Origin of the sequence: Mangrovicoccus algicola (genome assembly GCF_014903745.1) — a bacterium.
GTDB lineage: Bacteria > Pseudomonadota > Alphaproteobacteria > Rhodobacterales > Rhodobacteraceae > Mangrovicoccus > Mangrovicoccus algicola.
On record NZ_JACVXA010000055.1, the window covers coordinates 1 to 26,681 of the forward strand.

Annotated in this window: 29 protein-coding genes; 16 read left to right on the forward strand and 13 right to left on the reverse strand. The window is 67.7% G+C overall.

Annotated elements, in window-relative coordinates:
- The first annotated feature begins 135 nt into the window (after nucleotides 1-135).
- The gene (locus tag ICN82_RS15895) at nucleotides 136-1,077 is read left to right on the forward strand and encodes an L-lactate dehydrogenase (protein ID WP_193184578.1); all 942 of its coding nucleotides are present in this window, start codon (nucleotides 136-138) and stop codon (nucleotides 1,075-1,077) included.
- Here ICN82_RS15895 and ICN82_RS15900 read toward each other — a convergent pair.
- Genes ICN82_RS15900 through hutI form a run of 4 tightly spaced genes read right to left on the reverse strand, consistent with a single transcriptional unit; the run spans nucleotide 1,044 to nucleotide 5,977 of the window.
- On the reverse strand, nucleotides 1,044-1,523 hold the full coding sequence (locus ICN82_RS15900) for a HutD/Ves family protein (protein WP_193184579.1): 480 nt from the start codon (nucleotides 1,521-1,523) through the stop codon (nucleotides 1,044-1,046). The two genes, ICN82_RS15895 and ICN82_RS15900, sit on opposite strands and share 34 nt — an antisense overlap.
- Nucleotides 1,520-3,214, reverse strand: a complete 1,695-nt coding sequence (gene hutU / locus ICN82_RS15905) for a urocanate hydratase (protein ID WP_193184580.1) — start codon at nucleotides 3,212-3,214, stop codon at nucleotides 1,520-1,522. The genes ICN82_RS15900 and hutU overlap by 4 nt, the downstream gene beginning before the upstream one ends.
- A gap of 46 nt (nucleotides 3,215-3,260) precedes the next feature.
- On the reverse strand, nucleotides 3,261-4,790 hold the full coding sequence (gene hutH / locus ICN82_RS15910; protein ID WP_193184581.1) for a histidine ammonia-lyase: 1,530 nt from the start codon (nucleotides 4,788-4,790) through the stop codon (nucleotides 3,261-3,263).
- Complete coding sequence (hutI, locus tag ICN82_RS15915; RefSeq protein WP_193184583.1) at nucleotides 4,790-5,977, reverse strand: imidazolonepropionase; 1,188 nt, start codon at nucleotides 5,975-5,977, stop codon at nucleotides 4,790-4,792. Before hutI ends, hutH begins: the two co-directional genes overlap by 1 nt.
- 331 nt (nucleotides 5,978-6,308) lie before the next feature.
- Between hutI and ICN82_RS15920 the strand changes: the two genes are divergently transcribed.
- From ICN82_RS15920 to ICN82_RS15930, 3 genes are all read left to right on the forward strand, one after another.
- Complete coding sequence (locus tag ICN82_RS15920; RefSeq protein WP_226898535.1) at nucleotides 6,309-6,530, forward strand: DUF1127 domain-containing protein; 222 nt, start codon at nucleotides 6,309-6,311, stop codon at nucleotides 6,528-6,530.
- Between the two features lie 279 nt (nucleotides 6,531-6,809).
- Nucleotides 6,810-8,948 (forward strand): polyribonucleotide nucleotidyltransferase, encoded by a 2,139-nt coding sequence (gene pnp / locus ICN82_RS15925; protein WP_193184585.1) that lies wholly within the window; start codon nucleotides 6,810-6,812, stop codon nucleotides 8,946-8,948.
- A gap of 69 nt (nucleotides 8,949-9,017) precedes the next feature.
- Nucleotides 9,018-9,806: a glycosyltransferase family 25 protein gene (locus ICN82_RS15930; protein ID WP_193184587.1), complete on the forward strand. Its 789-nt coding sequence runs from the start codon at nucleotides 9,018-9,020 to the stop codon at nucleotides 9,804-9,806.
- A 13-nt stretch (nucleotides 9,807-9,819) separates the two neighbouring features.
- Here ICN82_RS15930 and rnhA read toward each other — a convergent pair whose 3' ends face one another.
- The 3 genes from rnhA to ICN82_RS15945 form a co-directional block, all read right to left on the reverse strand.
- Nucleotides 9,820-10,272 (reverse strand): ribonuclease HI, encoded by a 453-nt coding sequence (gene rnhA / locus ICN82_RS15935; protein WP_193184589.1) that lies wholly within the window; start codon nucleotides 10,270-10,272, stop codon nucleotides 9,820-9,822.
- A gap of 49 nt (nucleotides 10,273-10,321) precedes the next feature.
- A complete protein-coding gene (gene ispH, locus ICN82_RS15940) occupies nucleotides 10,322-11,272 on the reverse strand; it encodes a 4-hydroxy-3-methylbut-2-enyl diphosphate reductase (RefSeq protein WP_193184591.1) in 951 nt (316 codons plus the stop codon).
- Nucleotides 11,273-11,360: 88 nt separating this feature from the next.
- On the reverse strand, nucleotides 11,361-11,939 hold the full coding sequence (locus tag ICN82_RS15945; RefSeq protein WP_193184593.1) for a LabA-like NYN domain-containing protein: 579 nt from the start codon (nucleotides 11,937-11,939) through the stop codon (nucleotides 11,361-11,363).
- A gap of 382 nt (nucleotides 11,940-12,321) precedes the next feature.
- Here ICN82_RS15945 and rpoZ point away from each other — a divergent pair, with 382 nt between their 5' ends.
- From rpoZ to recO, 11 genes are all read left to right on the forward strand, one after another.
- Complete coding sequence (gene rpoZ / locus ICN82_RS15950; RefSeq protein WP_193184595.1) at nucleotides 12,322-12,675, forward strand: DNA-directed RNA polymerase subunit omega; 354 nt, start codon at nucleotides 12,322-12,324, stop codon at nucleotides 12,673-12,675.
- A 34-nt stretch (nucleotides 12,676-12,709) separates the two neighbouring features.
- Nucleotides 12,710-14,839 carry a RelA/SpoT family protein gene (locus ICN82_RS15955; RefSeq protein WP_193184645.1) on the forward strand — a complete coding sequence of 710 codons (2,130 nt, stop codon included), beginning with the start codon at nucleotides 12,710-12,712 and terminating at the stop codon, nucleotides 14,837-14,839.
- Nucleotides 14,840-14,917: 78 nt separating this feature from the next.
- Nucleotides 14,918-15,553: a DUF2062 domain-containing protein gene (locus ICN82_RS15960; protein WP_193184597.1), complete on the forward strand. Its 636-nt coding sequence runs from the start codon at nucleotides 14,918-14,920 to the stop codon at nucleotides 15,551-15,553.
- A gap of 97 nt (nucleotides 15,554-15,650) precedes the next feature.
- A complete protein-coding gene (locus ICN82_RS15965; protein WP_193184599.1) occupies nucleotides 15,651-16,397 on the forward strand; it encodes a pyridoxine 5'-phosphate synthase in 747 nt (248 codons plus the stop codon).
- Nucleotides 16,394-16,840, forward strand: coding sequence for a hypothetical protein (locus tag ICN82_RS15970; RefSeq protein WP_193184601.1), 447 nt, complete (start codon nucleotides 16,394-16,396; stop codon nucleotides 16,838-16,840). The genes ICN82_RS15965 and ICN82_RS15970 overlap by 4 nt, the downstream gene beginning before the upstream one ends.
- Nucleotides 16,837-17,295 carry a holo-ACP synthase gene (gene acpS, locus ICN82_RS15975; RefSeq protein ID WP_193184603.1) on the forward strand — a complete coding sequence of 153 codons (459 nt, stop codon included), beginning with the start codon at nucleotides 16,837-16,839 and terminating at the stop codon, nucleotides 17,293-17,295. Before ICN82_RS15970 ends, acpS begins: the two co-directional genes overlap by 4 nt.
- Before the next feature lie 11 nt (nucleotides 17,296-17,306).
- The gene (gene lepB, locus ICN82_RS15980) at nucleotides 17,307-18,098 is read left to right on the forward strand and encodes a signal peptidase I (protein WP_193184605.1); all 792 of its coding nucleotides are present in this window, start codon (nucleotides 17,307-17,309) and stop codon (nucleotides 18,096-18,098) included.
- On the forward strand, nucleotides 18,095-18,784 hold the full coding sequence (gene rnc / locus ICN82_RS15985; protein ID WP_193184607.1) for a ribonuclease III: 690 nt from the start codon (nucleotides 18,095-18,097) through the stop codon (nucleotides 18,782-18,784). The genes lepB and rnc overlap by 4 nt, the downstream gene beginning before the upstream one ends.
- Nucleotides 18,781-19,692: a GTPase Era gene (era, locus tag ICN82_RS15990; RefSeq protein WP_193184609.1), complete on the forward strand. Its 912-nt coding sequence runs from the start codon at nucleotides 18,781-18,783 to the stop codon at nucleotides 19,690-19,692. Before rnc ends, era begins: the two co-directional genes overlap by 4 nt.
- Nucleotides 19,689-20,018, forward strand: a complete 330-nt coding sequence (locus ICN82_RS15995; protein WP_193184612.1) for a DUF1491 family protein — start codon at nucleotides 19,689-19,691, stop codon at nucleotides 20,016-20,018. Before era ends, ICN82_RS15995 begins: the two co-directional genes overlap by 4 nt.
- A gap of 45 nt (nucleotides 20,019-20,063) precedes the next feature.
- On the forward strand, nucleotides 20,064-20,810 hold the full coding sequence (recO, locus tag ICN82_RS16000; RefSeq protein WP_193184614.1) for a DNA repair protein RecO: 747 nt from the start codon (nucleotides 20,064-20,066) through the stop codon (nucleotides 20,808-20,810).
- An 8-nt stretch (nucleotides 20,811-20,818) separates the two neighbouring features.
- On the opposite strand, the gene ICN82_RS16005 is transcribed toward recO, so the two are convergent.
- The 6 genes from ICN82_RS16005 to rfbC form a co-directional block, all read right to left on the reverse strand.
- Nucleotides 20,819-21,208 carry an META domain-containing protein gene (locus ICN82_RS16005; RefSeq protein ID WP_193184616.1) on the reverse strand — a complete coding sequence of 130 codons (390 nt, stop codon included), beginning with the start codon at nucleotides 21,206-21,208 and terminating at the stop codon, nucleotides 20,819-20,821.
- Nucleotides 21,209-21,282: 74 nt separating this feature from the next.
- Nucleotides 21,283-22,158: a glucose-1-phosphate thymidylyltransferase RfbA gene (rfbA, locus tag ICN82_RS16010; protein WP_193184618.1), complete on the reverse strand. Its 876-nt coding sequence runs from the start codon at nucleotides 22,156-22,158 to the stop codon at nucleotides 21,283-21,285.
- 11 nt (nucleotides 22,159-22,169) lie between these two features.
- Complete coding sequence (locus ICN82_RS16015; protein ID WP_193184620.1) at nucleotides 22,170-22,991, reverse strand: sulfotransferase family 2 domain-containing protein; 822 nt, start codon at nucleotides 22,989-22,991, stop codon at nucleotides 22,170-22,172.
- Nucleotides 22,992-22,995: 4 nt separating this feature from the next.
- The gene (gene rfbD, locus ICN82_RS16020; protein ID WP_193184622.1) at nucleotides 22,996-23,859 is read right to left on the reverse strand and encodes a dTDP-4-dehydrorhamnose reductase; all 864 of its coding nucleotides are present in this window, start codon (nucleotides 23,857-23,859) and stop codon (nucleotides 22,996-22,998) included.
- A 10-nt stretch (nucleotides 23,860-23,869) separates the two neighbouring features.
- Nucleotides 23,870-24,919 carry a dTDP-glucose 4,6-dehydratase gene (gene rfbB / locus ICN82_RS16025; protein WP_193184625.1) on the reverse strand — a complete coding sequence of 350 codons (1,050 nt, stop codon included), beginning with the start codon at nucleotides 24,917-24,919 and terminating at the stop codon, nucleotides 23,870-23,872.
- 5 nt (nucleotides 24,920-24,924) lie between these two features.
- Nucleotides 24,925-25,488 (reverse strand): dTDP-4-dehydrorhamnose 3,5-epimerase, encoded by a 564-nt coding sequence (rfbC, locus tag ICN82_RS16030; protein ID WP_193184627.1) that lies wholly within the window; start codon nucleotides 25,486-25,488, stop codon nucleotides 24,925-24,927.
- A 163-nt stretch (nucleotides 25,489-25,651) separates the two neighbouring features.
- Between rfbC and ICN82_RS16035 the strand changes: the two genes are divergently transcribed.
- Nucleotides 25,652-26,641 carry a hypothetical protein gene (locus tag ICN82_RS16035; RefSeq protein WP_193184629.1) on the forward strand — a complete coding sequence of 330 codons (990 nt, stop codon included), beginning with the start codon at nucleotides 25,652-25,654 and terminating at the stop codon, nucleotides 26,639-26,641.
- Nucleotides 26,642-26,681: the final 40 nt, after the last annotated feature.

Genomic DNA, 26,681 nt, shown 5'->3' on the forward strand with positions numbered 1-26,681 from the left:
CTGCCCCCGCGACCCGGCAGGACCGGCCGCCGCCCTCTGCGGCGCCGAGGCCGGGCCCGCGCCCGCGTGACGCAGCCGCCACCGCCGCGGCGGGACCTATCCTTGGCGGGTCATCCGCAGCGGAGGAACACGACCATGAAGATCGGGATCATCGGGGCGGGAGCGGTGGGCGCGACCGCCGCCTATGCCATCGCCCTGGACGGGCTGGTGCGCGAGATCGTGCTGATCGACCGCGACGCCGCGCTGGCCGCGGCCCATGCCGAGGATATCTCCCATGCCATGCCCTTCGGTTCGGCCACCGTGATCCGGGCGGGCGGCTATGACGCGCTGGCGGGGGCGGGGCTGGTGATCCTGGCCGCCGGCGCGGCGCAGAAGCCGGGGGAAAGCCGGCTGGACCTGCTGGCGCGCAATGCCGAGGTGTTCCGCGCCATTCTGGGCGAGGCGCTGGCGGCGGCGCCGGAGGCGCTGCTGATCGTCGCCTCCAACCCCGTCGATGTGATGACCGGGATCGCCTGCCGCCTGACCGGCCTGCCGCCGGGGCGGGTGATCGGCTCGGGGACGATCCTCGACACGGCGCGGTTCCGCGACCTGCTGGCGCGGCATCTGGGGGTCTCGGCGCGCTCGGTGCATGGCTATGTGCTGGGCGAACATGGCGACAGCGAGGTTCTGGCCTGGTCCTCGGCCCGGGTCGGATCGCTGACCCTGGAGGCGGCGGCGGCGCAGCTGGGCCGTCCGCTGCAGGACAGCCACCGCGCGGCCATCGACGAGGCGGTGCGCCGCGCCGCCTACCGGATCATCGAGGGCAAGGGCGCCACCTGGTTCGGCATCGGCGCGGGGCTGGCCCGGCTGGTCGCCGCCGTGGTGCAGGATGACCGCACGGTGCAGTCGGTCTCAGTGATGACGCCCGAGATTGCCGGCGTGCAGGAGGTGCCGCTGTCGCTGCCGCGGGTGGTCGGCGCGCAGGGCGTGCTGGCCGATCTGGTGCCCGCGCTTTCGCCGCCGGAGACCCGCGCGCTGGCGGCCAGCGCGCGGATCCTGAAGGATCAGCTGGAGGCGGTGCCGCTCGATCCGCTGTGATCGTAGAGCCCGATCCGCAGGCCTTTACCGGTCTGCGACAGTTCCAGCGTCGCGGGATCCAGCACCCCCTGCCAGACCGCGCCCGCAGGCAGAGGTGCCCCCCGCGTGACCTCGGCGCGGAAGGGCGCGCGGCACATCAGGTTCAGCACGATCAGCGGCCCGCCGGTCGGTTCCGCGTGCACCTCTGCCGCCCCGTCGAAGCGCAGCGGCGCAGTCTCCGGCCCGGCCGGCACCGTTTCTCCGTCGATGGTCAGCCGCACCGGGTCGCCCGCGACCGGGGTGAACAGCCGCTCCACCCCGGCAAAGGCGGAAAACGGACCCGCGGCGGCAATCTCCGCAAGGCTGATGCGCCAGGCGAAATCCTCCATCCCGGCGCCCTCGGGATGGGTGGCCAGCGTCCTTGTCCGCCCGCCGCCGTTCTTCCAGGGTTGCCAGCCGCCGGTCATCCCAGGATCCGCGGCAGGCGCAGCCCGTTGGCGCGGGCGCAGTCGATCGCCTCCGGGTAGCCCGCATCGGCATGGCGCCAAACGCCCGAGGCCGGGTCGTTCCACAGCACGCGTTCCAACCGTTTCGCGGCCTCCGGCGTGCCATCGGCGCAGATCACCACGCCCGCATGCTGGCTGAACCCCATGCCGACGCCGCCGCCATGATGCAGCGACACCCAGGTCGCCCCCGAGGCGGTGTTGACCAGCGCGTTCAGAAGTGGCCAGTCCGACACCGCGTCCGAACCGTCGCGCATCGCCTCGGTCTCGCGGTTGGGGGAGGCCACGGAGCCCGAATCCAGATGATCGCGGCCGATCACCACCGGCGCCTTCAGCTCTCCGCTGGCGACCATCTCGTTGAATTTCAGCCCCGCCCGGTGGCGGTCGCCCAGCCCGATCCAGCAGATCCGCGCGGGCAGCCCCTGGAAGGCGATGCGCTCGCGCGCCATGTCCAGCCAGCGATGCAGCCCCTCATTCTCGGGGAACAGCTCCTTCATCGCCTGGTCGGTCTTGTAGATGTCCTCCGGATCGCCCGACAGCGCCGCCCAGCGGAACGGGCCGATGCCCTTGCAGAAGAGCGGGCGGATATAGGCGGGCACGAAGCCGGGGAAGGCGAAGGCGTTCTCCAGCCCCTCTTCCCTGGCCATCTGCCTGATGTTGTTGCCGTAATCCAGCGTCGGCACGCCCGCGTTCCAGAAACCGACCATCGCCCCGACATGCAGCTTCATCGACTGCTTGGCCGCCCTGGCCACGGCTTCGGGCTCGGATTCCTGCCGGGCGCGCCATTCGGCGACGGACCAGCCCGCGGGCAGGTAGCCGCGGAACGGATCATGCGCCGAGGTCTGGTCGGTGACGATGTCCGGCCGTCCGTTGGGCAGGGCCTCGCCCGCCTGCATCCGGCGCAGGATCTCGGGGAAGACCTCGGCCGCATTGCCGATCAGGGCGACGGATTTCGCCTCGCCCGCCTTGGTCCAGCGGTCGATCATCGCCAGCGCCTCGTCCAGGTCGCGGGTCTTTTCATCGCAATAGCGGGTGCGGATGCGGAAATCGGCGCGGGTCTCGTCGCATTCCACCGCCAGGCAGCAGGCGCCCGCCATCACCGCGGCCAGCGGCTGAGCGCCGCCCATCCCGCCGAGCCCGCCGGTCAGGATCCATTTTCCCGTCAGGTCGCCGCCGTAATGCTGCCGGCCCGCCTCGGCGAAGGTCTCGTAAGTGCCCTGAACGATGCCCTGCGCGCCGATATAGATCCACGATCCGGCCGTCATCTGGCCGTACATCATCAGGCCCTTGCGATCGAGCTCGTTGAAATGCTCCCAGGTGGCCCATTCCGGCACGAGGTTGGAATTGGCGATCAGCACGCGCGGCGCGTCGGCATGGGTGCGGATGATGGCGATCGGCTTGCCCGACTGCACGATCAGCGTCTCGTCGGCCTCGAGGTCCTTCAGGCTCTCGACGATGGTGTCGAAATCCTCCCAGCTGCGCGCCGCGCGGCCGATGCCGCCATAGACGACCAGTTCATGCGGGTTCTCGGCCACATCCGGGTGGAGGTTGTTCATCAGCATCCGCAGGGGCGCCTCGGTCAGCCAGGACTTGGCGGTCAGCTCGGTGCCGGTGGGCGGGAAGATGTCGCGGTGATTGTGGCGGGTCATGGTCATGTCTTGTCCTTTCGGCGCCGGTCCGGGGCGCGGTCTGTGGGGCCCGTCAGAAGGCGGAGGGCAGGGGCAGGCCCGCCGCGGCGGCCAGGCGGCCTTCGGCGATCAGGCGGGCGGCGGCTTCGAGGTCGGGGGCCATGTAGCGGTCCTCGGCCAGGGCGGAGATCTCGCCGCGGATCGCGGCGATCACCGCGGCCAGCGGCGCGGAAGTGTCCAGCGGCGCGCGGAACCCGATCCCCTGCGCCCCGGTCAGGGCCTCGACGCCGAGGATGTAGTTGAGGTTCGCGGTCATCTGCAGCAGCCTGCGCGCGCCGTGGCAGGCCATCGACACATGGTCTTCCTGATTGGCGGAGGTCGGCGTGGAATCGACGCTTGCCGGATGGGCCAGCTGCTTGTTCTCGCTCATCAGCGCGGCGGTGGTGACCTCGGCGATCATCAGGCCCGAATTCAGCCCCGGCGCAGGGGTCAGGAAGCCCGGCAGCCCGTAATTCAGCGCCGGATCGACCAGAAGCGCGATGCGCCGCTGGGCGATGGCGCCGATCTCGGCAATGGCCAGCGCCATCTGGTCGGCGGCGAAGGCGACCGGCTCGGCATGGAAATTGCCGCCCGAGACGACCGAGCCGTCCGACAGCACCAGCGGGTTGTCGGTGGCGGCATTCGCCTCGATCTGCAGCGTGACCGAGACCTGCCGCAGCAGGTCCAGGCAGGCGCCGGTCACCTGCGGATGGCAGCGCAGGCAATAGGGGTCCTGCACGCGCTCGTCATCCTCGCGATGGCTCTCGCGGATCTGCGAGCCCTCCAGCAGCGCGCGCAGGGATGCCGCCACGTCGATCTGTCCCCGGTGGCCGCGCAGCGCATGGATCTCGGCACGGGTGGGGGCGGTCGATCCCATCGCCGCATCGGTGGACAGCGCGCCCGTGATCACGGCCGCCTGCAGCGCCCGGTCGGCGCGGAACAGCCCGGCCAGCGCCAGCGCGGTCGAGACCTGCGTGCCGTTGATCAGCGCCAGCCCCTCCTTGGCGGTCAGGATCACCGGGTCCAGTCCGGCGCGGGCCAGCGCCTCGGCGCCGGACAGCCGCTGGCCTTCGAGGAAGGCCTCGCCCTCGCCGATCATCACGGCGGCCATATGCGCCAGCGGCGCGAGGTCGCCCGAGGCGCCGACCGACCCCTTTTCCGGGATCACCGGCATGATCCCCGCGGCCAGCATCCCCTCGATCAGCCGGATCAGCGCGGGGCGCACGCCCGAGGCGCCGCGCCCCAGCGACATCAGCTTCAGCACCAGGATCAGCCGGACGATCCCGGTCTCCAGCGGCGCGCCGACGCCGCAGCAATGCGACAGGATCAGGTTGCGCTGCAGCGTCTCGACATCCTCCGCGGCGATGCGGATCGAGGCGAGTTTCCCGAAGCCGGTATTGACGCCATAGACGGCCTCGGCGCCCGCCGCGACGGCGGCGATGCGGGCGGCGGCGGCCTCGATCGCGGGCATCGCGGCGGGGTCCAGGGTCGCGGGACTGCCCTGCCAGTAAATCTCGGCAAGCGTGGCCAGGTCGACATGGCCGGGGGTGAGCGTGACGGGCATCAGACGAAGTCTCCCTTGAAGACCCGCGCCTTGAGCGGGTTGAAGCCGATGCGGTTGATGATCTGCGCGGCGCTTTCGGCGTGCCACAACGCGAAATCCGCCGAGGCGCCTTTTGTGATCACACCTGTCTCCGTGCCGAGTCCCAGCGCCGCGGCGGCATGGCGGGTGGTGGCGGCAAGGCATTCGCGCACCGTCAACCTGTACAGCGTCGCGCCCATGTTCATGGTCATCAGGATCGAGGTGACGGGCGAGGTGCCGGGATTGCAGTCGGTGGCCAGCGCCATGGGCACGCCCGCCGCGCGGAAGGCGTCGACGGGGGGCACCTGCGTCTCGCGCAGCATGTAAAAGGCGCCGGGCAGCAGCACCGCGACCGATCCCGCCGCCGCCATGGCGGCCGCGTCCCCGGGGGTGGCGTATTCCAGATGATCCACCGACAGCGCGCCGTGTCCGGCGGCGAAGGCCGTGCCGCCCTGATGGCTCAGCTGCTCGGCATGAAGCTTGACCGGCAGTCCCAGTTCCGCCGCGCGGGCAAAGAGCGGTTCCAGTTCCGCCACCGAGAAGGCGATGCCCTCGCAGAAGCCATCGACGGCATCCACCAGCCCCTCGGCATGGGCCTGGTCCAGCCCCGGGATCGCGACCTCGCGGATATAGTCGGACCCGCGGCCCTTGTAATCGGGGGGCAGGGCATGGGCGGCCAGCCAGCTTGTGATCACACGCACCGGACGCAGCGCGGCCAGGCGCCGCGCGGCGCGCAGCATGTTCAGCTCCGCCCCGATTTCCAATCCGTATCCGGACTTGATCTCGACCGTGCAGACGCCCTCGGCCAGCAGGTGGTCCAGCCGGGGGAGGGCGGTTTCGACCAGATCCTCCACCGTCATCGCCCGCGTCGCGCGCATGGTGGAGGCGATGCCGCCTCCGGCCCGGGCGATGTCTTCGTATCCCGCGCCGTCCAGCCGCATTTCCCATTCGCGGGCGCGGTCGCCGCCATGGACCAGATGGGTGTGGCAGTCGACCAGCCCCGGCGTCAGCAGCGCGCCGCCGCAATCGGCGATCTCGGCGCCGGTGCGGTCGAGCCCGGTCCCGACCTCCAGCACGCGGCCCGCTTCGGTCAGGATCTCCAGATCCTGCGGGGTCGCATCGTCGGATGCTGCCGTGATCACGCGGGCATTCGTCCAGAGTGTTCGCATTGCGCCGTCCCGTTCCTGTCCTTGGCTTAATAAGTATAGACATATCGGCGCGTGCCGGAAAAGGGCCGGCCCGCGAAGGACGCGGAAATCGCGACCCTGCGGACGGATCTGCCCGTTGCTTGGGCAGGATGGCGATCGGGGGCGGGAAAACATGCATTCCGGGGGCGGCGCAGCAATGCGCGCCGACCGCGAAGCGGGACGATAGATAATTTCTCCCATGCACTTGCTGCAATGCGGCACTGCCGGCTTGTGGGTGGTTGCCCGGCGCAGGCTGGCCTAGGTTGGGTGCCAAGGGAGGAACCCCGATAGTTGCAAACTCACGGAGTTCCAAATGGCACACGCAGCGACGATTTCTCACCGCCCCGGCTTTCTCGCGGGCCTCGCAAACGCCTTCGCCGCCTTCGGTCGCGGCCTGGTCTGGATGGCTGAAGCCAATCCGCGCTTCAAGGAGCTGGAGAAGCTCCAGCGCATGACCGACGAAGAGCTTGCCGCGCGCGGCCTGCGCCGCGAGAAGCTGGTCGAGCACGTCTTCCGCAACGCTGCCTGCATCTGAGGCAGCGACAGGTTTCGCGGGACCCTGCCGGTCCCGCCTGCAACGGCGCCCGCGGTTCCTCCGCCGGGCGCCGTCTGCTGTCCGGCAGGCCCTTGCCGGGCCGGGCGCGTTAACACCTTTGGGCTTTCCGGCAGGGCCGTTGTGCTGTATTGCGGCGCAATCTGAGACGTGACGCAACGTCCCCGGCGTCGTGGAAAGATGACAGGGGTCGGCGGCAATGGGGCCGCCATATGCAACGGGATCGATGGGAGGGCCCATGGGTTCCAGACAGGATAGCCGATGTTCAATGAAGTGAAGAAATCGATCCAGTGGGGCGATGAGACGCTCACGCTGGAAACGGGCAAGGTCGCCCGCCAGGCGGACGGCACCGTGATCGCCACGCTGGGCGAGACCAGCGTCATGGCGAACGTGACCTTCGCCAAGGCCGCGAAAGAGGGGCAGGACTTCTTCCCCCTGACCGTGCACTACCAGGAAAAATACTACGCAGCGGGCAAGATCCCCGGCGGGTTCTTCAAGCGGGAGGCGCGGCCCTCCGAGAAGGAGACCCTGACCGCGCGGCTGATCGACCGTCCGATGCGCCCGCTCTTCGTCCCCGGCTTCAAGCACGAAGTGCTCGTGATGTGCACCGTGCTGAGCCATGACCTGGTCAATGATCCCGATGTCGTGGCGATGATCGCGGCTTCGGCGGCGCTGACCATTTCGGGCGTGCCCTTCATGGGTCCGGTGGGCGCGGCGCGCGTCGGCTTCGTCGATGGCGAATACGTGCTGAACCCGGCCGTGGACGACATGAACGCCCTGCGCACCAAGCCGGACCAGCGGCTGGACCTGGTCGTTGCGGGCACCAAGAAGGCCGTGATGATGGTCGAGTCCGAGGCCTACGAGCTGTCGGAAGCCGAGATGCTGGGCGCGGTGAAATTCGGCCATGACGCCATGCAGCCGGTGATCGACGCGATCATCTCGCTGGCCGAGGACGCCGCGAAGGAGCCCTTCGACTTCCAGGCGCCGGATTATGCGGATCTCTACGCCGCCGTGAAGGCCGCGGGCGAGACCCAGATGCGCGCCGCCTTCGCGATCAAGGACAAGCAGGAGCGCACCACCGCGATCTCCGCCGCCCGCGACGCGATCAAGGCGCAGCTGAGCGAAGAGCAGCTGGCCGATGCCAATCTCGGCTCCGCCTTCAAGAAGCTGGAATCGGCGATCCTGCGCGGCGACATCATCGCCGGCGGCGCCCGGATCGACGGCCGCGACCGCGCCACCGTCCGTCCGATCGTGTCGGAAGTCGGCATCCTGCCGCGCACCCATGGCTCGGCGCTGTTCACCCGCGGCGAGACCCAGGGCCTGGTCGTGACCACGCTGGGCACCGGCGAGGACGAGCAGATCATCGACGCGCTGCACGGCAATTCGCGCTCGAACTTCCTGCTGCACTACAACTTCCCGCCCTATTCGGTCGGCGAAGTGGGCCGCGTCGGGTCTCCGGGCCGCCGCGAGATCGGCCATGGCAAGCTGGCCTGGCGCGCGCTGCAGGCGGTCCTGCCGGCGGCGACGGATTTCCCCTACACGATCCGCGTCGTGTCGGAGATCACCGAATCGAACGGCTCCTCCTCGATGGCCTCCGTCTGCGGCGGCTCGCTGTCGATGATGGATGCGGGCGTTCCGCTGAAAGCCCCGGTGGCCGGTGTCGCCATGGGCCTGATCCTGGAAGATGATGGCCAGTTCGCCGTCCTGACCGACATCCTGGGCGACGAGGACCACCTCGGCGACATGGACTTCAAGGTTGCGGGCACTGCCGAGGGCATCACCTCGCTGCAGATGGACATCAAGGTCGCGGGCATCACCCCGGAGATCATGGAGCAGGCCCTCGCGCAGGCGAAGGACGGCCGGATGCACATCCTGGGCGAGATGAACAAGGCGCTGTCGGCCGGCCGCCAGGAATTCTCGGCCCATGCCCCGCGCATCGAGACCATGCAGATCCCGACCGACAAGATCCGCGAAGTGATCGGCTCGGGCGGCAAGGTGATCCGCGAGATCGTGGAAACCTCCGGCGCCAAGGTCGACATCAACGACGACGGCGTGATCAAGATCGCCTCGGCCAATGGCGAGGCCATCCAGAAGGCCTATGACATGATCTACTCGATCGTGGCGGAGCCGGAGGAAGGCAAGGTCTACAAGGGCAAGGTCGTGAAGATCGTCGATTTCGGCGCCTTCGTGAACTTCTTCGGCAAGCGCGACGGCCTGGTGCATGTCAGCCAGATCGAGAACCGCCGCCTGAACCATCCTTCCGACGTGCTGAAAGAGGGCCAGGAAGTCTGGGTCAAGCTCCTGGGCTTCGACGATCGCGGCAAGGTGCGTCTGGCGATGAAGATGGTCGACCAGGCCACCGGCGAGGAAGTCAGCGAGAAGGCCGACGCGGAGGAGTGATCCTCCGCCTTGCGCAGGAATGCGCCTGCCTGCTAGCTCCGACTCGGGTCTGGCAGGCAGGGCAAACGGATGGGCAAGGTCTTCACGCAGGTCATCAATCTTGATGACTCCACCGATAGAATGAGCCATGCGGCGGGCCAGATGGCGGCCGCGGGGCTCGACTTCAGCCGCTGTCCCGGGATCGACGGACGCGGGCGCTCATGGGCGCGTTTCCTGCCCTTATACATTCCCCCGCTGAATTACCTGTGGTTCGGCCGTCACCTGACCGGGGGCGAGCTGGGCTGCTACATGTCGCATCTGCGCGCGGCCCGGGCCTTCCTGAAAAGCGGCGCGCGCTATGGGCTGGTTTTCGAGGATGATTGCGTCCTGCAGCCGGAATTCCGCGAAACGCTGCACAGCCTGGTCGACGCGCTGGAGGCCGGGGCCTGCCCGGGATGGCGGCTGATCAACCTGGGCAAGCTGCCCCACAAGCCGGAGATCCACACCGCCCCGATGCGGCCGCTGGCCGGCGTCGCGGAACAGCATCTGCTGCGCTGCTACGACTTTCCGCTCACGCTGCACGGGGTGATGTGGTCGCGCCGTGGCGCGCTGGACTTCCTGCTGCGCGGCTGGCTGGTGATGGGGACGGTGGATAACTGGCTGCGTTCCGACCTGGCGATTTTCGGCGGCGGCTACTGCCTGTCCGTGCCGATCGTCCGCCAGCGTCAGCGCGAAAGCGTGATCTGTTCCGAACCCGGCGCGGACGAGATCCGGCAGGCCACGGGCCGCAAGCAGGGCTGGTGGAAAACCCGCAGCCAGGTCCGGGCCCGCAACCGCAGGCTCTGGGGGATGCGGCGGCGGCGGCGGCAGGGCCTCTGAGGGCCGCCGCGGCTCAGGGTTTGAACGGGGCCATCCCGGCGCGGGCCAGCTCGTCCGCGCGGTCGTTCTCGGGATGCCCGGCATGGCCCTTGACCCAGGTCCAGGTCACGTCATGGCGCTGTCGCGCGGCGTCCAGCCGCTGCCACAGGTCGACATTCTTGACCGGCGCCTTCGAGGCCGTCTTCCAGCCCTTGCGTTTCCAGCCTTCGATCCACTGGGTGATGCCGTTCTTCACATAGGCGCTGTCGGTCACCAGCGTCAGCGCGCTGGGGCGGCTCAGCGCCTCCAGGGCCGAGATCGCGGCCAGCAGTTCCATGCGGTTGTTGGTGGTGTTCGCCTCGCCGCCATTGAGTTCGCGCTCCCGCAGGACGGCGTCGCCCTCGCGCGCGACGAGGATGGCGCCCCAGCCGCCCGGGCCGGGATTTCCGCTGCAGGCGCCGTCGGTATAGGCAAAGAGGTCGGGCATGGTCTGTCTGGTCTTCTTCTTGGCGCGGGCCGCACCGGCCGGGGCGGGGTCAGGCGGTTTCGCGCAGGATCCGCGGGACCTTGAATTCGACCCGCTCCACGGCGGTCTCCACCAGGTCCACGGTCACGTCATAGCGGGCGCGGAAGGCCTCCACCACCTCGTTGACCAGAACTTCGGGGGCCGAGGCCCCGGCGGTGATGCCCACCGCGCGAGCACCTTCCAGCGCGCGCCAGTCGATCTGGCCCGCATGTTCGACCAGCTGCGAATAGCTGCAGCCCGCGCGGCGGGCGACATCGACGAGCCGCCGCGAATTGGACGAATTGGGCGCGCCCACCACCAGCACGGCATCGACCTTGGGCGCCACGCTCTTGACCGCTTCCTGGCGGTTGGTTGTGGCGTAGCAGATGTCTTCCTTGTGCGGCCCGATGATCGCGGGGAACCGCGCGCGCAGGGCCGCGACGATATCGACGGTATCATCCACCGACAGCGTCGTCTGGGTGACGAAGGCCAGCCGTTCCGGATCGCGGGGCGTCACCGCGGCGACATCGGCCACCGTCTGAACCAGTAGCACCTCACCCTCGGGCAGCTGTCCCATCGTGCCGATCGTCTCGGGATGGCCCTCATGGCCGATCATGATGATCTGAAGCCCGGCCTCGGCATGGCGCTCGGCCTCGATATGGACCTTGCTGACCAGCGGGCATGTGGCGTCGACATAGACCATCTGCCGGTCGCGGGCCTCGGCGGGGACGGATTTCGGAACGCCGTGCGCCGAGAAGATGACGGGCCGGTCGGCGGGGCATTCGGACACTTCCTCGACGAAGACGGCGCCCTTGGCGCGCAGGTCGTCGACAACGTGCCGGTTATGCACGATCTCGTGGCGCACATAGACGGGGGCGCCCCATTTCTCCAGCGCCTGCTCGACGATCTTGATGGCACGGTCCACCCCTGCGCAGAATCCGCGCGGTGCGGCCAGATACAGGGTGAGAGGTGGGGTCTGCATGGGGAAATCCGGTCACTTGTCCAGGTCATCGGTGGCCGGAATATAGGGCGGGACCGCGGGCTTGTCACCAGCCCGCGACCGGGGCGTGTCAGGCGTCGGAATTCTCGGCCAGGGCATCGTTGTCGGTATTGCGCGGCTCGCGCGGGGGACGGCCGATCACTTCGCGCAATTCGTCCAGCTCGATGAAATTGTCGGCCTGGCGGCGCAGTTCGTCGGAGATCATCGGCGGTTGCGACCGGATGGTCGACACCACCGACACGCGCTTTCCCTTGCGTTGCAGGGCCTCGATCAGCGGCTTGAAATCACCGTCGCCGGAGAACAGCACGACATGGTCCACATGCGGGGCAAGTTCCAGGGCATCGACGGTAAGTTCGATATCCATGTTGCCCTTGACCTTACGGCGTCCCTGGCTGTCGATATATTCCTTGGCGGCCTTCGTCACCATCGTGAAGCCGTTGTAATGCAACCAGTCAACCAGCGGGCGGATCGGCGAATATTCGTCGTTTTCCAGAAGTGCGGTATAATAGAAGGCGCGCAGGAGCTTGCCGCGGCGCATGAATTCCTGCCTCAGCAGCTTGTAGTCGATGTCAAATCCCAGCGCTTTGGCGGCGGCGTACAGATTCGACCCGTCAATGAACAGCGCAAGCCGTTCGTCTCGGTAAAACATTTAAGTCCCTTCCCAAATGTGTCGCCCGGGCCATTGCTGGTGGCGCCAAGCCAACGCCGCAAACTTAATGATCTGCAAGCTTGCCGCAACCGGATTTGACTTGTCGCCGCATTGTCCGAGGATCATGGAAAATACCTCGTCTGGAAGAAGATAGTCCAGAGGGGGTATCCTGCCCAGCAGGAAATTGCCTACTGGTTGCGATGTCTTGCACCAAATCGTTAATTTTTGGTGAATCTTAACGGTCCCGCGGAGCAGGGGGGGGACGACCCGGGCGCAGGTCTGCCGCTGCGGTCACGTTTGCGCGTGCGGCGTCGGTCTTGTGATCCGCGGCCTTCCTGATTATAAGGCGGCCTTCCCTAACCAAGGATCGAGGACGAATCACATGGCTCGAGTCACTGTCGAGGACTGCGTAGACAAGGTGCCGAACAGGTTCGAACTGGTGATGCTTGCGGCCCATCGCGCGCGGGAGCTCAGCAGCGGATCGCCGCTGACCGTGGAGCGTGACAACGACAAGAACCCCGTCGTGTCGCTGCGCGAGATCGCGGAGGAAACCCAGGGCGCCGCCGAACTGCGCGAGCGGATGATCTCCAGTCACCAGACCCAGATCGAGGTCGACGAGCCCGAGGATGACGCGATGTCGCTGCTCATGGGCGTCGAGAACGACAAGCCCGATGACGACGAGATGACCGACGAGAAACTCCTTCGCGCATTGATGGAAGCCCAGTCTGAGCGATAACTCCGTCACTTCGGCCCCCGCGCGTCACGAGCCCCTGATCCCGGTCGAGGATCTCGTCGCGCGGGTCCTGGCCTACAATCCGTGCTCCGACACCGCCCGGCTGCACGCCGCCTATGCCTATGCGCGGCAGGCCCATGAGGGCCAGTTCCGGCGTTCGGGCGAAGCCTATTTCGTGCATCCCGTTGCCGTCTCTGCCCTGCTGGCCGAGCAGAAGCTGGACGATGCCACGCTGATCACCGCGCTTCTGCACGACACCGTCGAGGACACCACGGCCACCCGCGACGATATCGTGCGGCTCTTCGGGGCCGAGATCGCCGATCTGGTCGACGGGGTCACCAAGCTCACCAATTTCCAGCTGAACTCGACAGAGACCAAGCAGGCGGAGAATTTCCGCAAGCTGTTCGTCGCGATGTCGAAGGACCTGCGGGTGATCCTGGTCAAGCTGTTCGACCGGCTGCACAACATGCGCACCATCAAGTCGCTGCCCTCCGAGAAGCAGGTCAAGAAGGCGCGCGAGACCATGGATATCTATGCGCCGCTGGCCGGGCGCATGGGGATGCAGTGGATGCGCGACGAGCTGGAGGATCTGTCCTTCCAGGTCCTGAACCCGGATGCGCGCCGCTCCGTTCTGCGCCGGATGGCGCGGCTGCGCGGGACCGCCGTCGACGAGGTGGAACGCATCCGCTACGACATCTCCCACGAGATGACGAACGAGGGCATCCCGGCCACCGTCTACGGCCGCGCCAAGCGCCCCTATTCGATCTGGCGCAAGATGGGCCAGCGCGACAGCGAGGAGACCTTCAACCGCCTTTCCGACATTTTCGGGTTTCGTGTCATCACCGAGACGCGGATGGATTGCTACCACGCGCTCGGCGCCATCCATCGCCGGTGGCGTGCCGTGCCGGGGCGCTTCAAGGACTACATTTCCGAGCCCAAGGTGAACGGCTATCGCAGCCTGCATACGACCCTGCTGGGGCGCGACGGCAAGCGCGTCGAGGTGCAGATCCGCACCCGCGAGATGCACGAGGTCGCCGAACGCGGCGTCGCGGCGCATTGGTCCTACAAGGATGGCGAGCCGATGGAGAACCCCTATTCGGTGGATCCCGGCGCCTGGGTCAGCGGCCTCGCGGAATATTTCGAGGCCGGCACGGATGTCGCCGATTTCTTCGAGACCGTGAAGCTGGAAATGTATGCCGACAAGGTGTTCTGCTTCACGCCCAAGGGCGAGGTCATCAAGCTGCCCAAGGGGGCGACGCCGCTGGATTTCGCCTTCGCCATCCATACCCGCATCGGGCTGGCCTGCGTCGGGGCGCGGGTCGACGGGTCGCGCGTGCCGCTCTGGACCCGTCTGCGCAATGGCCAGTCGGTGGAGATCATCACCGCCGAGGGACAGAGCCCGCAGGCCACCTGGATCGACATCGCCGTGACCGGCAAGGCGAAGTCGGCGATCCGGCGGGCCCTGCGCGAGGCGCAACGCGACCGGTTCATCAAGCTGGGCCGCGAACTGGTGCGCGGTGCCTTCGCCAATGTCGACAAGAAGGCCACGGAGAAGACCCTGATGACCGCCGCGCGCAGCCTCGGGCTGGGCAGCGATCACGAGGAACTACTGTCGCGGCTGGGCTCGGGCGAGATCAGCGCCCGCGCCGTGGTCACCGCCGTCTATCCCGAACTGGCCGAGGCCGAGGGCGAGCTGGTGGAGATGCGCCGCGCGGTCCTGGGGCTGGAGGAAGGCCAGAGCTGGGTTCGCGGCACCTGCTGCCAGCCGGTGCCGGGCGAACGCATCGTCGGCATCACCCAGCCGGGCACGGGGGTGATGGTCCATGCGATCGACTGTCCGCGGCTTGCGGATTACGAGGACCAGATGGACCGCTGGATCGACCTGCACTGGCAGCCCGGCCGCCACTCTGCCGCCTTCGGGGTGTCTCTGGAAATCACCATGTCGAATGATGCCGGCGTGCTGGGGCGTGTCTGCACCTTGATCGGCGAGCAGAAAGCCAACATATCGAACGTGGAATTCTGCGACCGCAAACCGGATTTTTACCGCGCCATGCTCGAAGTCGAGGTCTCCACCGTGGAGCATCTGCACCGGGTCATGACCGCGCTGGAGGCGGATACGAACGTGGCGGAAGTCCGCAGGACCCGGGAATCCGCGGATGGGGGCTGAGCCCCCGGCGCGCGGCGCGGGGGCGGTTGAACGAGGCGGGCCGGGTCGACCGGCAGCCGGGGCGTAGGGTGAAGGCTGGTGTTCAAGCGCCGGGATAAACGCGGGACCGGTCGGGTCATCGTCGAGGCGATTTATCCGCCCGGAGGCTGGGGCCGGGCGATCAACTACATGTATCACCGCCTCAAGCGCCTGCCCGATCCGCCGCACCGGATCGCGCGCGGCACGGCGGCGGGCATCTTCGTCAGCTTCTCGCCGTTTTTCGGGCTGCATTTCATCCTGGCCGGGGTCTTCGCCTGGATGGTGCGCGGCAATGTCGTGGCATCGATCTTCGCCACTTTCGTGGGAAATCCGGTGTCCTTTCCCTTCATTGCCGCGGCTGGGATGTATACCGGCAACCTGGTCCTGGGCCAGCATGCGACCGTGCATTTCAATGCGATGATGCTGGCCTTCAAGCGCGCCAGCGGCGACATGTGGTGGAACATGATGTCGGTGTTCAACGGCACCGAGGCGCATTGGCACGGCCTGGCCCAGTTCAACCGCGACATCTTCCTGCCCTATCTGCTGGGGGGCGCGATCAACGGCCTTGTCGTGTCGGTGGCGGGCTATGCCCTGGCCCATCGCCTGATCGACGCCTATCAGCGGCGGCGCGCGCGGCTCTTGCAGCAGAAGCTGCAGGCGCGGCTGAAGATCCGTTCGGGCGCGATGGTAAAGTGACACTGATGGGGCGGGAAGGGGCGGCGCAGCCCTTCGCGCTTGCCTCCGGCCCGTCCGCCGCGCTACCCGCAGGACAGCAGGAAAAGGGGAAGCCAGCATGGCCACAGAGCGTCTGCGCCTCGGGGTGAATATCGATCACGTGGCCACCATCCGCAATGCCCGGGGCGGGGCGGTTCCCGACCCGGTCCGCGCGGCGAAGCTGGCCGAGGCGGCCGGGGCCGACGGCATCACCGCGCATCTGCGCGAGGACCGGCGCCATATCCGCGACGCGGATATCGAGAGGCTGGCGGCGGACCTGTCCGTGCCGCTGAATTTCGAAATGGCGGCCACTGCCGAGATGCAGGCCATCGCCCTGCGCATCCGCCCCCATGCCGTCTGCGTCGTGCCCGAGCGGCGCGAGGAGCGCACGACCGAGGGCGGCCTGGACGTGGCGGGGGACGAGGCGCGGCTGGCGGCGTATATCGCGCCGCTGCGCGCGGCGGGATCGCGCGTGTCGATGTTCATCGCCGCAGACAGGGCGCAGATCGAGGCCTCGGCCCGGATCGGCGCCGCGGTGGTGGAGCTGCATACCGGAGGCTATTGCGACGCGCATGCCGAGGGCCGCCTTGCCGAACGCGATGCCGAGCTGGACCGTCTGCGCGAGATGGCCGCCCTTGCCCATGGGCTGGGGCTCGAGGTGCATGCCGGGCACGGGCTGACCTATGAAACGGTGACGCCGGTGGCGGCCATTGCCGAGATGCGCGAACTGAATATCGGCCATTTCCTGATCGGCGAGGCGGTGTTTGCCGGGCTCGACGGCGCCATTCGCGAGATGCGGCGCCTGATGGACGGGGCGCGCGGATGAGCGGGGCGGCGGAGACGGGCTACAGCTTCCGGCCCCTGCGTTTCACCCTGTCTTTGATCGGCCTGACCGTCGTCGTCGCAAGCGCGAATGGCGCCCTGCATGCGGCGGCGGGATTCGGCCTGCCGCAATCCGCGGCGGGCATCCTGGCCATCGTCGGCGCCGTGGGGATCGAGGGCACGCTCTGCGGCCGCCGCGACGGGGGCGCCCCGGGCGAGGCGCTGCTGCGGCGCATCGCGGTCCTGATGGCGCTTTGGGGCGCCGCGACCTTCACGATGCTGGGGCTGTTCGGCGTCGTGGTGGCCGGGGGGCGGCTGACCGGGCTGCCGCCGGGGCTCTGGATGTCGCTGCTGTCGACCGTGGCGATCTATGGCGCGACCCTGCTGATCGTCGGCTACCTGCTGTTCGGCGCGGCCGCGCGCCGTGTCGCGGCCGAGCGGTCATGATCCTGGGCATCGGGACCGACCTGGCCAATATCGAGCGGATCGCCGGCACGCTGGAGCGGTTCGGCGACCGGTTCAAGACCCGCGTCTTCACCCAGACCGAGCGCGCCAAGGCGGAGCGCCGCGCCGATGTGGCGGGCACCTATGCCAAGCGGTGGGCCGCCAAGGAGGCCTGTTCCAAGGCGCTCGGCACCGGGCTGGCCATGGGCATCTCCTGGAAGGACATGGCGGTGCGCAACATCGCCAGCGGCCAGCCGGTGATGGAACTGACCGGCTGGGCGGCGGAGCGGCTGGCGGCGATGACCCCGCCCGGGCACGAGGCGGTGGTGCATGTCACGCTGACCGACGACCATCCCTGGGCGCAGGCCTTCGTGGTGATCGAGGCGCGCCCCCTGGCCGGGCCGGGCGTGCTTGACACCGCCCCGGCCTCCCCCCAAGAAACGCCGCATCAGGACTGAAAGGACAGTGCATGGCCGCGAAGGCAGGTAAAGAGAGCGGGCTCGTCGAGACGATCAAGACGATCGTCTACGCGCTTCTGATCGCGGGGGTGTTCCGGACCCTGTTCTTCCAGCCCTTCTGGATCCCCTCGGGGTCGATGAAGGACACGCTGCTGATCGGCGATTTCCTCTTCGTCAACAAGATGGCCTATGGCTATTCCCAGTATTCCTGCCCCTTCGCCTCGATGTGTTCCTTCATCGACGGGCGCATCATGGCGCGCGAGCCCGAGCGCGGCGATATCGTCGTGTTCCGCCACCCCGTCACCGGCCAGGATTTCATCAAGCGGCTGATCGGCCTGCCGGGGGACAAGATCCAGATGAAGGAAGGGCGGCTGTGGATCAACGGCACCGAGGTGCCGACCGAACCGGCCGGCGAATTCATCGAGACCTTCGAGCCGCAGGGCCCGATGGGCGGCACGCCGATCTGCTCCAACGGCATGGTCGGGCTCGGCGCGGATTGCATCAAGACCCGCCTGACCGAGACGCTGCCGGGCGGGCGCAGCCACGACATCCTCGACACGCGCACCTCGCCGCTGGACAATACCGGCGTCTATACCGTGCCCGAGGGCAATTTCTTCTTCATGGGCGACAACCGCGACAATTCCAATGACAGCCGCGTGCCGCAGACCGCGCATGGCGTCGGTTTCGTCCCCTTCGAAAACCTCGTCGGCCGCGCCGACCGGGTGATGTTCTCCTCCGCGGGCCGGTCCATCTTCTTCTTCTGGACCTGGCGCAAGGACCGTTTCTTCAAGGGGCTCGAGTGACCTCGGCAGCAGAGATCAAGGCCTTCTCGGCCCGCATCGGCCACCAGTTCCGCGATGGCGCCCTCCTGAAGGAGGCGCTGACCCATGCCTCCGTGTCCTCGCCGAGCCAGCCGAACAACGAGCGGCTGGAATTCCTCGGCGACCGGGTGCTGGGGCTGGTCATGGCGGAATCGCTGCTTGGCGCCGATGACAAGGCGGCGGAGGGCGTTCTGGCGCCGCGTTTCAACGCGCTGGTGCGCAAGGAGACCTGCGCGGATGTCGCCCGCGAGATCGAGCTGGGCAAGGTGCTGCGGCTGGGCCGGTCAGAGATGCTCTCGGGCGGGCGGCGCAAGGAGGCGCTGCTGGCCGATGCGCTGGAGGCGGTGATCGCGGCGGTCTATCTGGATGCCGGGTTCCGCGCGGCGCAGGACCTGGTGCTTCGGCTCTGGGGCAACAGGATCGGCAGCGTCAAGGCCGATGCCCGCGATCCCAAGACCGCGTTGCAGGAATGGGCGCAGGCCCGCGGTCAGACCCCGCCGCATTACGAGATCACCGGCCGCGAGGGGCCGGACCACGCACCGCAATTCCGCATCTCGGTGCGGCTCGATTCCGGCGAGACCGCCTCGGCGGTGGCAGGATCGAAGCGCCAGGCCGAGCAGGCCGCCGCGCGGGACCTTCTGTCCCGCCTGAAAGGAGCAAGGCAATGACCAGCACAAGGGCCGGTTTCGTCGCGCTGATCGGCGAGCCCAATGCCGGGAAGTCGACGCTGCTGAACTACATGGTGGGGGCCAAGGTCTCGATCGTGACCCACAAGGTGCAGACGACGCGGGCACGCGTCCGCGGCGTGGCGATGGAGGGAGAGAGCCAGATCGTCTTCGTCGACACGCCGGGCCTGTTCCGTCCGCGCCGCAGGCTGGATCGCGCGATGGTGGCCGCCGCCTGGGGCGGGGCCGCGGATGCCGATCTGGTGGTCTTGCTGATCGAGGCGCATCGCGGCGTCACCCCCGGTGTGGAACGGATCATCGAGGCCCTGACGGAACGCGGCACCGGCCAGCCGGTCGCGCTGGCGATCAACAAGATCGACCGGGTCGAGGCGAAGACCCTGCTGGCGCTGACCGAGGACATGAATGCCCGCTTCGGTTTCGCGAAGACCTTCATGATCTCGGCCGAGAAGGGCTACGGGGTGGACGACCTGCGCCAATGGCTGGCGGAGGAAGTGCCGAAGGGGCCGTGGCTCTATCCCGAGGATCAGATCGCCGACCTGCCGATGCGCATGATCGCCGCCGAGATCATGCGCGAGAAGCTGACGCTGCGCCTGCATCAGGAACTGCCCTACCAGCTGACCGTGGAGACGGAGGCCTGGGAGGACCGGCCCGACGGGTCCACCCGCATCGACCAGCTGATCTATGTCGCCCGCGACGGCCACAAGGGGATCATCCTGGGCAAGGGCGGCGAGACGATCAAGGCGATCAGCCAGGCCGCACGCCTGGAGCTGGAGGAGTTCCTGGAGCGCCGCGTGCACCTGTTCTGCCAGGTGAAGGTCCGGCCCAACTGGCTGGAAGAGGCGGAACGCTACGGCGAGATGGGGCTGGATTTCCGCGACGGCGACCTGTGAGCCGCCTGGCCGCGGGGATCTGGGTCAGGGCCTACATGACCCGGCTGGGGCTGGAGAACATTCCGGCCTATGTCCTGCAGAAGGGCGATGCCACGGCCGGGGCGGTCTGGGTCAAGGTCGCGCGGCTGGACGGCAATGCCGACCTTTGGGAACGGCAATATGACCTGGCGGCCGATGCGCGCCGATGGGTCTGCACCATGACCGATGCGGAATCCGCGATCGACGCCCGGATCGCGCGCGAAACCGGGCGGGACCGCGACCTGTGGGTGATCGAACTGGAAAGCCGCGAGGGCCGGTCGCTTCTGGACGATCCGTCCCTGGCCTGAGCACGGGCGCTTTCCCCGGGGCCCGGCGGCGCCTATCTTGCAGACATGGAATGGCAGGGACAGGGCATGGTGATCGCGTCGCGGCCGCATGGGGAACATGCGGTCATCCTCGACGTGCTGACGCCGGAGCGGGGGCGGTATGCGGGGCTCCTGCGCGGCGGGCAGAGCCGACGCATGGCGCCGCTGCTTCAGCCCGGCAATATCCTTTCCCTGGCCTGGCGCGCGCGGCTGGAGGACCAGCTGGGCACCTTCACCGCCGAGCTGCAGCGCGACCGCGCCGGGCGGCTGATGGCGGACCGGCGGATGCTTGCGGGGCTGGCCGCGGTCAGCGGGCTCCTGGCCCATGCGCTGCCCGAGAGGCTGCACCTGCCGGGGATATACGAGCGCAGCTCGGAATTGCTGGACCTGATGCCGCTGACCCCGGCCTGGACCCTGGCCTATCTTCGCTGGGAACTGGCTTTGCTGGAGGCGCTCGGCTACGGGCTGGAGCTGGATCGCTGCGCGGTGCGTGGCACCAACGAGGATCTGTGCTTCGTCAGCCCGCGCACCGGCCGTGCTGTCAGCCGCCAGGCGGCGGGGGAGTGGGCGGACAGGCTGCTGCCGCTGCCCGATTGCCTGAAGGGGCAGGGGCCCGCCCCGGACGAGGAGATCGCGCTGGCGCTGGTCACGACCGGGCATTTCCTGCAACGCCATGTCCCCCCGCAGCGCAGCGGCCAGGCCATCCCGGCATCGCGGGCGCGGCTCGTGGAGCTTCTCAGGCGCGGCATGCCGGGCCGTGCGGCGCCGGCCTGAGCACGGCCTTAGTCCGCGCTCTCCCGGCTGTAGCGCAGCGCGTCGCCCGCGGCGGTGGTCAGGACGAAACCGTCATCGGTCATCTCGATCCGCGTGACCTCGCCCAGGGCATGCAGCAGGGCCTTTTCCCGGTCGAGATCGGGGCAGGCCATCATTGTCGAGGCCAGCGGACCGAAGCTGGCCGCCCCGTCCTCGCCCCATTCCGCCCGGCCCATGAACCTGTTGCAGGGGCCTTGCCCGGCGACACGGCCCTCGGCGGGAAAGACCATGGTGGAGCGGCCCTCATAGGGGGCGCCGTCCATCTCGGTCAGAAGGAATTCGGCATTCTCGTCAACGGCCGGCTGCGCCTGCGCCATCGGTGCGGCCGCCAGAAGGGCCAGAAAGATCAGGTGCTTCATGTCACTACACTCCCGGGCGGTCGGCGCCCCGCCGGAAAGATGGGGCGCCTTCCATTCCGCGGCAAGGGCCGGGATCACTCTGCGGCGAGCGTAAGCAGGTACTTGCCGTATTCGTTCTTCTTGTAGAGCGCGCCGGCCTCGCCGAGCTGTGCCGCGGAGATCCAGCCCTGTTCGTAGGCGATTTCCTCGAGGCAGCCGACCTGCTGACCCTGGCGCTCGGTCAGGGTGCGGACGAAATTCCCCGCATCCAGAAGCGAGGCATGGGTGCCGGTATCCAGCCAGGCATAGCCGCGGCCCATGGTCTCCACCGACAGGCTGCCCTCGTGCAGGTACATTTCCAGCAGCGTGGTGATTTCCAGTTCGCCGCGCGGCGAGGGCTGGACCTGGCGGGCCCGCTGGGGCGCGGTGCCGTCGAGGAAATAGAGGCCGGTCACCGCGTAGTTGGACGGCGGGACCTCGGGCTTCTCGATGATCTCCTCGGCCTTGCCGCCGGCGTCGAACTTGACCACGCCATAGCGTTCCGGATCGGCCACGCGATAGCCGAAGACCGTGCCGCCGGTCTCCTTGGCATCCGCCGAGGCCAGCAGTTCGGGCAGGCCGTGGCCGAAGAAGATGTTGTCGCCCAGGCACATGGCGGAAGGCGCACCGTCGAGGAAATCCTCGGCCAGGATATAGGCCTGGGCCAGGCCGTCGGGGCTGTCCTGGACGATGTATTCCAGCTTGATGCCCCACTGGCTGCCATCGCCGAGCGTGCGCTTGAACTGGTCCTGGTCCTGCGGCGTGGTGATCATCGCGATCTCGCGGATCCCGGCCAGCATCAGCACCGAGATCGGGAAATAGATCATCGGCTTGTCGTAGATCGGGAGGAGCTGCTTGGATACTCCGCGGGTGATGGGGTAAAGACGGGTGCCCGACCCGCCTGCAAGGATAATGCCTTTGCGCTGTGTCACGTATATTACTCCTACTGATCTTGCCCGGTCCGCGCGAACCGGGGAAAGAGAACGCTATCCGTGCCGAACTGCGCCACGTACAGCTCCAGGTCGGCATGATAGAGATGGGCGACGATGCCCGCGAGGCCATCGTCGAACAGCTGGTCGCCGCGGGGGGCGATGCCTTCGGCCTGCATCGCCTCCAGTTCGCGGATCGGCGTGTCGGCGTAGCGGCCCGCCGGGGCGGGGGCAAAGCGGCTGGTATCGTGGCGCAGCAGCGCCCTGGTATCGAGGATCTCCAGCCCCAGCCGCTCCGACAGTTCGGGCAGGGCCTCCGGGAACCGCTCCAGCGCGATCCAGCGGTCGTAACCTTCGTAAACGAGGAAATCGATCTGCGGCCGCCAGTGGATGTCGGCGCTGAGCTTGTTGCGGGCCAGCCGTTCCACGAACATGCGGAAGGTGACGTTGCCCGGAATGATCGGCCCGTCTTCCTGCGGGAAGGCGAACCAGAAATTGTGATAGCGGTTGACGATCTTGTCGAGGAAGACCGAGACCAGCCGCCGGAAGGGGCAGCGCAGCACGACGAAGGTGAACTCCGCCTGCTGCAGGGACCGCTGATCGGCCCGGAACGTGTAGTTGTTGTGGTGGATCCAGTCGATCTGGACCGGCGAGCTGAGCGCGCCATTGGCGCGCGCCAGCGCGAAGCGCAGCGTCGAACAGGCATTCTTGGGAATGAAGCTGTAGACGGCGCGCGCCTTGTAGAATTCCAGCGCGTGCTCGGCGGCAAAGCCGTGGGTCAGGTTCTCCGCGATCGGACGGAACGTCCCGGCGGCATATCTGAGGCTCCGGGACATGGGATCAGCTTTTCTCCGCGCCCAGATCGGCCAGGATGTCACGCAGCCCCGCCTTCCAGTCGGGCCGTTCCAGGCCGAAGACCGTTTGGGTCAGGCTGTTGTCCATGCGCGAGTTCAGCGGCCGTTTCGCGGGGGTCGGATAATCCGAGCTGGGGATGTCCGCCACCTCGCAGGACAGCCCGGCCTGCGCGAAGATCTCGCGGGCGAAATCGGCCCAGCTGACATCGGGGCCGCCGGACACGTGATAGGTGCCGGACTTGGACGGGTCGAGGGCCAGCTGTTCGGCCGCGGCGATGCAGGCATCCGCCAGCGCAGCCGCCGGTGTCGGGCCGCCGATCTGGTCGGCGACGATGGTCAGCCGGTCGCGCTCCGCGCCCAGGCGCAGCATCGTCTTGACGAAGTTGTTGCCATGCGCCGACACGACCCAGGAGGTCCGCAGGATCGCATGGGTGCCGCCGGCGGCGCGGATGGCCTCCTCGCCCGCCAGCTTGGTGCGGCCATAGGCGCCCAGCGGCGCGGTCGGGTGATCCGGGGCGAAGGGGGTGGTGCCGCTTCCGTCGAAGACGTAATCGGTCGAGACATGCACCAGCGGAATGCCCTTTGCCCGCGCCGCCTCCGCCAGAAGGGCGGGGGTGGCGGCATTGACGAGGCGGGCGGTTTCCTCCTCGGTTTCGGCCTTGTCCACCGCCGTGTAGGCGGCGGTGATGATCACCGCATCCGCATCCGACGCCGCGAGGATCGCGGCGCAGGCTTCGGGATCGGTGAAATCGGCATCCGAGCTGCCGCGGATGTCCAGCTCATGCGCCGTGGCGCGGCGCCGGACTTCCTGTGCGAGCTGGCCGTTCCGGCCGAAAACGAGGAGTTTCATCCGCTTGCCCTCAGCTTGCCTTTCCGAGGCGTTCGCCGACGCCCTGGCGGTCCTGCAGCGCGCGCCACCAGGTTTCGTTGTCCAGGTACCACTGCACGGTCTTCTCCAGTCCTTCCTCGACGGTGACCGAGGGGCGCCAGTTCAGCTCGGCGCGGATCCGGGTCGGGTCGATCGCATAGCGCGCATCATGGCCGGGCCGGTCGGTGACGAAGGTGATCTGGTCGGCATAGGAGCCCGAGGCCTTGGGCCGCTTGGCATCGAGGATGCCGCAGAGCGTCTTCACCAGCTCCAGGTTGGTGCGCTCGTTCTCGCCGCCGATATTGTAGGACCGGCCGAGTTCGCCCTTTTCCACCACCAGCAGCAGCGCATCGGCATGATCCTCGACGAAGAGCCAGTCGCGGATGTTCTTGCCGTCGCCGTAGATCGGCAGCGGCTTGCCGGCCAGCGCGTTGAGGATGATGACCGGAACCAGCTTCTCGGGGAAGTGGAAGGGCCCGTAATTGTTGGAGCAGTTGGTCAGCACGACCGGCAGGCCGTAGGTCTCGTGCCAGGCGCGGACCAGGTGGTCCGAAGAGGCCTTGGACGAGGAATAGGGCGAGCGCGGGTCGTAGGGCGTTTCCTCGGTGAATTTCACCGCCGGATCGTCGGGCAGCGAGCCGAAGACTTCGTCGGTGGAGATGTGGTGGAAGCGGAAGCTTTCCGGCTTGCCCGCCTCGGTCCAGTAGGCACGGGCGGCCTGCAGCATCTCGTAGGTACCCATGATGTTGGTCTCGATGAAGGCGCGCGGCCCGTCGATCGAGCGGTCGACATGCGATTCCGCCGCCAGGTGCATCACGGCATCGGGCTTGTGGGTGTCGAAGATCCGCTTCAGCGCGGCGGCATCACAGATATCCGCCTGTTCGAAGGCATAGAGCGGGCTGTCGGCAACGGAAGCGACATTCTCGAGGCAGGCCGCATAGGTCAGCGCATCGACATTCACCACCGAATGTCCGCGCGACACCGCCAGGCGCACCACGGCGGATCCGATAAAGCCGGCACCGCCGGTGACCAGAATTTTCATTACCATTACCCTTCGTAGACAAACGGACTGTCGAAGTCCTTCAGCAACGGCGCACCGGCATCCTTCTCGGAGAGGATCGCCTGCGCCGCATCGAAGCCCCAGTCGATTCCGATCTCGGGGTCGTCATAGCGGACGGCCCCGTCGCAATCGGGAGCGTAGATGTCGGAACACTTGTAAAGCAGTTCGGAATTGGGCTCGAGCACCGCGAAACCGTGCAGGAACCCGGCCGGGATGAACAGCTGGTTGCCTGCCTCGGCCGAAAGCTCGACCCCGACCCACTGGCCGAAATGCGGGCTGCCCTTGCGGATGTCGACGGCGACGTCGAGCACCCGGCCGGCGCCCACGCGCACCAGCTTGTCCTGGGCATGGGGCGGCGCCTGGAAATGCAGTCCGCGCACGACACCGACTTCGCGGGACAGCGAATGGTTGTCCTGGACGAACTCCATGGCGATCCCGAGTTTTTCATAGACCGATTTGTTATAAACTTCGGAAAAAAAACCCCGACTGTCGCCGAACCGCTTCGGCACCAGCTGCAAAACACCGGGAAGTTTCGTCTCTTCTACCTGCACGAGGGCAACCCCATCCTGAACTACGGCCAATCGCTACCAGATTACGCCGCGACCGGCCCACGGTTAAAAGGACGCATGCGCGCCGTGCCGCCCCTGCGCCGGTCTTCTGGACCAGAGCTCATGGGCATGTTAACAAAGTGTTAAGTTATCATGGAGTGTGCCGGTGCGTCGCTGGCTGATGCGGATCGCGCTACTGCCCGTCTTCCTCGGCAGGGATCTCTGCAGGCGGCTGCAGGGGACCGGGCAGGATGCCGTCCCCCTTTGGCAGGACGAGTTCGCCGGCGGGCCCGTGGCGGTGATCGCCCTGTTCCAGAGCGGTCAAATCCGGCCGGACACCCTTGCCATGATCCTCGCGCTGCGCAGGCTCGGTGTCTACGTCATCGCCGTGAATGCCGGGGCCCTGGCCTCCGGCGGGGTCCGGCTCCCGGTGGACTGCTATGTGGAACGGCGCAATTTCGGCCGCGATTTCGGCAGCTATCGCCACGGGTTGCGACTGGCACGACGGATCGCCCCGGGGTTGACCCGGGCGATCCTGCTCAATGACAGTGTGTATGTCGCCTCGCGCGGGCTGGAGCCCTTCCTGCGGCGTCTGCTCGACAGCCCCGCCGATATCTGCAGCGCCACGGAGAGTGCCGAGCTCTATCCGCACCAGACCTCCTTCTGCCTCTCCTTTTCGGCGCGCTGTTTCTCGGATGCCGGGTTCCGCCGGTTCTGGAACCGGTACCGCCCCACCGACCTGCGTCCCGCGACGGTGATTCTGGGCGAGATCGGCCTTTCCCGGCACCTGTCCGGACGCGGATTCAGCCGCGAGGTCATCGCCAGCCGCTCGGGCGTGCGCGATATTGTCACATCCCGGCCCGACCTGGTACTTGGCGGCCAGGGGGGCAGGGATCCGGTTCAGGCAGCAGACTGGTGCATTGCGGGGAACGTGACCCATCGGGCCCCGGCCGCGCTGCTGGAACTCGGGGTGCCGCTGGTCAAGCTGGACCTCGCGCGGCGAGGCGAAATTGACGATTCCGGCATCGCGGCCTTGTCCGCCGGGCTGGACCGGGAGGACCAGCTGGCACTGGCCGAGATCCTGGCCGCGCGTGATGGGCCCGCCGCCAGGGCGGGCGCGCTTGACCGGCTGGGCGCGCGTTTCGGCCTTGCCTGAGTGCCCCTGCGGCAACAGCGCGGCCCGTCGGCTGCACCGC